This window comes from Vibrio sp. 10N.261.54.A5, assembly GCF_041471145.1.
In the GTDB taxonomy this organism is placed as follows: domain Bacteria; phylum Pseudomonadota; class Gammaproteobacteria; order Enterobacterales; family Vibrionaceae; genus Vibrio; species Vibrio crassostreae_C.
On sequence record NZ_JBFRNU010000017.1, the window covers coordinates 154010 to 160009 of the forward strand.

A 6000-nucleotide genomic window follows, 5' to 3' on the forward strand; every position below is an offset into this window, starting at 1 on the left:
ATTTTTGAGGCGGGAATTATAGCGGCATGAGCCTAGACTAGCCAGTAGAACATGCCCCTGTTAGTTCTGGTGTCTTTCGTCTTTTTACGGTAAATGGCGACAAAAGAACCATACAACAGCATAGTTGAAGCCTTGAATAACGTCGCTAATTTGTGATTTTGATTAGTGTTCGCAGCAGTTTTTGATATTATTCGCGAAAATAAGTCTGAAGAAGTAGATCCACAATGGTCGAAACGTTATTAGTACAATTTGCTCCGATGCTTTTAGGAGCCCAACTGATCTTAACCCTCATCTTGGTGAAAGGGGATATTTGTCCGGGGCAGCGTGGTCGTATCCACAAGATGTTACCTGCGATTGGCGTGCTGTGGCTTGCCGTTGCCTCAGTAAAAATTGAAGCCTTTCTGGTCGTGTTTGCGATCTTTTATTTCTATTCTCAAGTTCAAACTAAGAAGACACGCGATTCTGGCCCTATTTGGGTGATGTACTTAGCTTGTGGTTTGGCATTGTCTTACGTTGCTATCCAAGCGACGGAACAAGCAACTACCGTTGGTATCATCACTACTGTATTGCTAGTGGCACTGTTAGGCTCAGCGTTTGGCCATTTACTGCTGACGATTGCAAGAACACGCTTACAGGCATTTCACCGTGTTCTGCCTGTTGTTGGTGTTTTGACGGGCATGTTGGTGGTTTTGGCAACAGTCGTGAGTGTCTATTCTTTGTCTGAAGCTCAACTAGAACCAGTGATTTCAACGCTACTGTTCAGCTTTGCTTTGCTAATCTCAGCTATCGTGGTGTGGTGTTGGCATCTACTGTTCGTTAAAACCCCGGAAAAACTTCAACTGACGGTTTCGTTACTGATGTTATTGGCTGCGGCTGTGGGTTTAACGCCAGTGTGGGCACTTTAATCGCGCACTTTCATTAATTACGTGCGCTCATTAATCACGCATTCTCTTTAAGAAGTGTGATCAGTTTTTTAGCATGGCCTTGGTAAGCGTTCTAAACTTAATTTTAGTCGGTGTGTTCGTAAGGAGTACGAGATGGATTTAAGCAACGTCAAAGGTTTCGATAGCATTATCTTGCTGGGAATCGTGAATGAGAAACTTCGCCTAGAGTGCGATAGCTTTGAAGAGCTGATCAGTATGTATGAAATGGATATAGAAAGTGTCGTGGGCAAGCTCGATATGCTTGGCTATCAATACGACCCATTGACTAACCAGTTTAAGTCTTATCCAAGATAGTCTATTTTCGCGAATCAACAGATATCGAAAATCATCGATACTGAAACTAAAAAGTCACAGATTATCTGTGACTTTTTTTGTTTCTGGCGTTTGCCTTTCCGATTTAATACAGGCTTAAGCTAGCTCAATAATGAACCTCTTAAACGACCTCAATACCATCTAAGTGACTCTTACTCTGCTGTCTTGCTGTGCTAAAGAAAGCCTGTAGGTAACGTTTGTCTTTTTCTGAGTTTCTTACTGCGGCAAACAGTCTTCTTGAAAGCCCTTTACCTAACGGTTTGCTGGCTATCAAACCTTGTCTTGAGAACTCACTGATCGCCCAATTTGGTAATGCCGCGACACCTAATCCTGCCGATACCATTTGCACCAACATTAAGGTGTTGTCTGCTTGTTTCCACTTCTTAGGTTCTACACCTGCTGGTTGCAAAAAGTGTTTCACGACGTCTAAACGTTGTTTTTGAACAGGATAGGAGAGCATGGTGAGATCGCTAAGATCTTGCGGATCAATGCTCGCTTTATCGGCCAAAGGCGAGTTGATCGCGGTGATCAAACGCATCTCAAAATCGAAAAGCGGCTCGTAATGAACCTCAGAGCGAGGCTGTATATCAGAGGTGATCACCAAATCTAGCTCGCCTGCCATTAGCGCGGGTAGCGGCTCAAACCCAAAGCCTGACGAGAAATCTAGCGTTACGCTTGGCCAAGCCACTTGATATTCCTTCAAAGCAGGCATTAACCATTGGAAGCATGAGTGACATTCAATCGCCATGTGCAAACGACCATTCACATCCTCTTTCAGGCTCGCGAGTTCGTTCTCCGCTTTAGCTATTCTTGGCTGTATCTCATCGGCAAGCCTAAGCAAAATCTCACCTTCAGAGGTGAACTTAACTGGTCTAGTTTTACGTAGGAAAAGCTGACCACCGATACGCGCCTCAAGGTCTTTCAGTTGGTGAGAAAGCGCCGACTGAGTCAAGTGAAGAGAAGTTGCCGTCGCTGTTAGCGAGCCGCTGTCTCTTAAGGTAGTCAATGTTCGAAGGTGTTTAAGCTCTATCATGAGTTTTCCTCATATTCCCTAAGCCAATTCAATATTTCTTAATAATCACCCTACGGGGTTTTCTTTCATTTGTAAACGTCTAGATGTCCGGATGGATTTAATTTTTCAGCTTTAGATTATTCAAGATGAATATTTTTAATAAACAAGATGAATATTTGGACGTTGTTCATCGTTCAGATTAGGGAGATAGTTTAGCCATCCAGACGCCTTATAAAGAACTTAAACCATAAGCTAGGCAGTTTGATCGAACACTAAAAATTATTGAATAAGGAACAGGTTCATGACTACGACAACGCATATTTTAGGCTACCCACGTATCGGCGAAAAACGCGAACTCAAATTCACTTTAGAAAAATACTGGCGCGGTGAGATTAACCAATCAGATTTAAAGCAACTCGGTAGCGAACTAAGAAATCGTAACTGGAATGTACAAGCTGACGCGAATCTTAGCTTTGCAACTGCGGGTGACTTCGCATGGTACGACCATGTATTAACAACGACGTTACTTCTAGGCCACGTACCAAAGCGCCATACTGGTGGTTCTGAAGATGAAAAATCCTTCCCAGATTTAGATACTTTGTTCCGTGTGGGGCGTGGTCAATCTCAGGTTCAGTCGACTTGTTGCGGTGGTACGCATACGTCTAGTGACGGCACTAAAGATAGCTCTGCGGCTTCTGATATGACTAAGTGGTTCAACACCAACTACCATTACATTGTGCCTGAGTTCAGCAAAGACGATTCCTTTGAAGTGAGCTGGCCACAACTGTTTGACGAAGTGAGTGAAGCGATAAAATCCGGGCATAAGGTGAAGCCAGTTTTTTTAGGCCCGTTATCTTATTTATATCTTGGTAAAGAAGTGGAGGAGGGTTTTGATCGTTTATCTCTTCTTCCGCGCCTTCTTACCGCTTACCAAGCAATTTTGGCAAAACTCGCTAAGTTGGGGGTTGAGTGGGTTCAAATCGATGAACCAATTCTTTCTCTTGAGCTTGAGAGTCAATGGGCAGATTCATTCAAGTTGGCGTATCAAGTGATTCAAGGTGATGTAAAACTGCTGCTCACTACTTATTTTGATTCGGTGACTGATACCTTAGATAAGATAGTAGAGCTACCAGTTAATGGCCTACATATCGACTTAGCAGCAGCACCACAGCAACTTGATGAAGTAGTGGGTAAGTTACCTGAACACTGGGTACTTTCAGCAGGGGTGATTAATGGACGAAACGTTTGGCGAGCTGATTTAGCCGCTCAACTAGAGTTACTACAACCAGTGAAAGAGAAGCTAGGAGACAAACTTTGGGTAGCAAGTTCATGTTCACTTTTGCATAGTCCAGTCGACCTTGAGTTAGAAGATTCACTCAGCGATGAAGTGAAGAGTTGGTTTGCTTTCGCGAAACAGAAAGTGACCGAGGTGAGTATATTGGGTGCGGCACTAGACGGTAACCACAATGCTATCTTGGCGTGTGAAACCTACAGCCAGCCGATTGTTGCACGCAAGAGCTCGACTCATGTGAATAAGCCGCAGGTTCAAGCTCGTATTAACACCATTACCAAAACCCTAACCGAGCGAAGTGCTCCTTATGCCGAACGCGCTTCACATCAGTCTGAGGTGTTAGGTTTACCATTATTGCCAACCACAACAATTGGTTCATTTCCACAAACCGGAGAGATCCGTGTTCAGCGTAGTGCTTACCGCACTGGCAAACTGAGTGAAGCGGAATACAACACCGCGTTGAAAGGTCATATTGCGGATGCGGTGAAACGACAAGAAGCACTTGATTTGGATGTACTGGTTCATGGTGAAGCTGAACGTAATGATATGGTGGAGTACTTTGCTGAAAATCTAGCAGGCTTCCAAACTACCAAATTTGGTTGGGTACAAAGTTATGGCTCTCGTTGCGTGAAACCTGCGATTGTGGTTGCGGATATCGAGCGTGAAAAACCAATGACGGTGGAATGGTCGATCTATGCTCAATCTCTGACTTCAAAGCAGATGAAAGGCATGCTAACTGGGCCTGTTACTATCTTGTGTTGGACATTCCCACGTGAAGATATTTCACGCAAAGAGATAACCAATCAACTGGCGTTTGCGTTGCGAGATGAGGTGTCTGATTTGCAAGACGCAGGTATCAACATTATTCAAATTGATGAGCCTGCCATTCGTGAAGGTTTGCCATTGAAAAAGCGTGACCATGCAGAATACTTAGAGTGGGCAGTGGATGCCTTTAAGATTTCAGCTGCGAGTGCTAAACCAGAAACTCAGATTCACACCCACATGTGTTACAGCGAGTTCAACGAGATCATTGATTCAGTCGCTGCGCTAGACGCCGATGTGATTACCATAGAGACTTCTCGTTCGAACATGGAACTGCTGAAAGCGTTTGAAGAGTTCAACTACCCGAATGCGATTGGGCCTGGCGTTTATGACATCCACTCACCAAACATTCCTTCAGAAGAGTGGATTGTTGATTTACTTAAGAGAGCGGCAAAGAAAATCCCAGCAGAACGTTTGTGGGCAAACCCTGATTGTGGGCTGAAGACGCGTAACTGGGCAGAGACAGAAGCGGCACTGGCTAATTTAGTTTCAGCGACTAAAATGCTGCGTAAAGAGTGGGAGTCGGCAGAAGCATCAGCATAATTAAAGCTAGGGTGTTATCGTTCTAAAAACAAAAGTCTGAGAAAAGAAAGGCCTCGCATCTGCAAGGCCTTTCTTGTTTGTTACTAGCTTAACGTTAGAAATCAAATCTAGTTAATGCTCTGACATGTCTCTTTGCTGATTAGCTTTTCAACCATCAGTTGTCCGCGAGTGTTGCGAACCTTAATGTTGTAAGCCAAGCCCATGTCAAGGTTTGCTCTCACTTCAGAGTTGGTGCAGTAGCTATTCACACTCATGTCTACAACTTGGTTTAAAGGCTTAGCACCTTTTGCATCTTGGTTGTAGATCATCATGATTTCGATAACCGTGTTTTTTGCTAGCACGCGCATGACCGACAGTGGGCCATACTCAATCGGCAGGCCTGCAGATAAAACGCCAGCTCGGTGCTGCGCCATCATCTCTAGCTGTCTTTGTTCGTCTTGCTCACTTGAAGCACAGCCTGCAAGCAGAGCTAAAGCCAGTGAGCCAATAATCCATTTTTTCACGTTAAAATACTTTCTTGAATGGTTTTACAATCACATTTTGGTAAACGCCAGCATCAATGTACGGGTCAGCGTCTGCCCATGCTTGTGCATCTTCCAAAGAGTTAAATTCAGCAATCACAGTTGAACCTGTAAAGCCTGCTTCGCCAGGGTTATCTGAATCAATCGCTGGCATTGGACCTGCTGTTAACAGTCGGCCTTCGTCGTGAAGTGTTTGTAGGCGTTCTAGATGTTGTGGGCGAACACTTAGGCGTTTTTCTAATGAATTTTCGACGTCTTGAGAAAAAATCACGTACCACATATTGAGATATCCTTATTTTACTTCACTAAATTTGGGGCGTTTAAATTCGCTATCTTGCTAATTTACGCGAACTAATTGGTATTGGAAGGGCTAATGATAAGAAATTGTGAATTGGTGCGAGAGAGTTGTATGGTCGTTAGGGCGTGTTGACCTTTCGTGGTTAAATTTTGTTCGGGTGGGGACGCCTAGTCAAAAGCGTTTTAATCGCGGCGAGGGGGAAGTAGCCTAGTCATTCTAAGCAAATCTCCCTCAACAAAGAGTAAAACGCTTTTAGC

General features: G+C 44.1%; 6 protein-coding genes. 3 read left to right on the forward strand and 3 right to left on the reverse strand.

Translation table 11 applies throughout. The features are described 5' to 3' along the window. Positions 1-224 precede the first annotated feature (224 nt). Positions 225-905 (forward strand): hypothetical protein, encoded by a 681-nt coding sequence (locus tag AB4329_RS04955; RefSeq protein WP_017062029.1) that lies wholly within the window; start codon positions 225-227, stop codon positions 903-905. Positions 906-1037: 132 nt separating this feature from the next. Next, a complete protein-coding gene (locus tag AB4329_RS04960) occupies positions 1038-1238 on the forward strand; it encodes a DUF4250 domain-containing protein (protein WP_004736508.1) in 201 nt (66 codons plus the stop codon). Between the two features lie 139 nt (positions 1239-1377). Here AB4329_RS04960 and AB4329_RS04965 read toward each other — a convergent pair whose 3' ends face one another. Then, positions 1378-2289: a LysR substrate-binding domain-containing protein gene (locus AB4329_RS04965; protein ID WP_102393596.1), complete on the reverse strand. Its 912-nt coding sequence runs from the start codon at positions 2287-2289 to the stop codon at positions 1378-1380. Positions 2290-2569: 280 nt separating this feature from the next. Here AB4329_RS04965 and metE point away from each other — a divergent pair, with 280 nt between their 5' ends. After that, complete coding sequence (metE, locus tag AB4329_RS04970; RefSeq protein WP_372137750.1) at positions 2570-4924, forward strand: 5-methyltetrahydropteroyltriglutamate--homocysteine S-methyltransferase; 2355 nt, start codon at positions 2570-2572, stop codon at positions 4922-4924. 107 nt (positions 4925-5031) lie between these two features. On the opposite strand, the gene AB4329_RS04975 is transcribed toward metE, so the two are convergent. Both AB4329_RS04975 and AB4329_RS04980 read right to left on the reverse strand, forming a co-directional pair. Beyond that, entirely contained in the window at positions 5032-5427 is a 396-nt protein-coding gene (locus tag AB4329_RS04975; protein ID WP_372137752.1) for a GspS/AspS pilotin family protein, read from the reverse strand. 1 nt (position 5428) lies between these two features. Beyond that, the gene (locus AB4329_RS04980) at positions 5429-5725 is read right to left on the reverse strand and encodes a YciI family protein (protein ID WP_004741234.1); all 297 of its coding nucleotides are present in this window, start codon (positions 5723-5725) and stop codon (positions 5429-5431) included. Positions 5726-6000 lie beyond the last annotated feature (275 nt).

Bases quoted from the DNA above. Each gene is read 5' to 3' on its own strand.
- AB4329_RS04955 (WP_017062029.1), top strand. From the start codon at position 225: ATGGTCGAAACGTTATTAGTACAATTTGCTCCGATGCTTTTAGGAGCC.
- AB4329_RS04960 (WP_004736508.1), top strand. From the start codon at position 1,038: ATGGATTTAAGCAACGTCAAAGGTTTCGATAGCATTATCTTGCTGGGA.
- AB4329_RS04965 (WP_102393596.1), bottom strand. From the start codon at position 2,289: ATGATAGAGCTTAAACACCTTCGAACATTGACTACCTTAAGAGACAGC.
- metE (WP_372137750.1), top strand. From the start codon at position 2,570: ATGACTACGACAACGCATATTTTAGGCTACCCACGTATCGGCGAAAAA.
- AB4329_RS04980 (WP_004741234.1), bottom strand. From the start codon at position 5,725: ATGTGGTACGTGATTTTTTCTCAAGACGTCGAAAATTCATTAGAAAAA.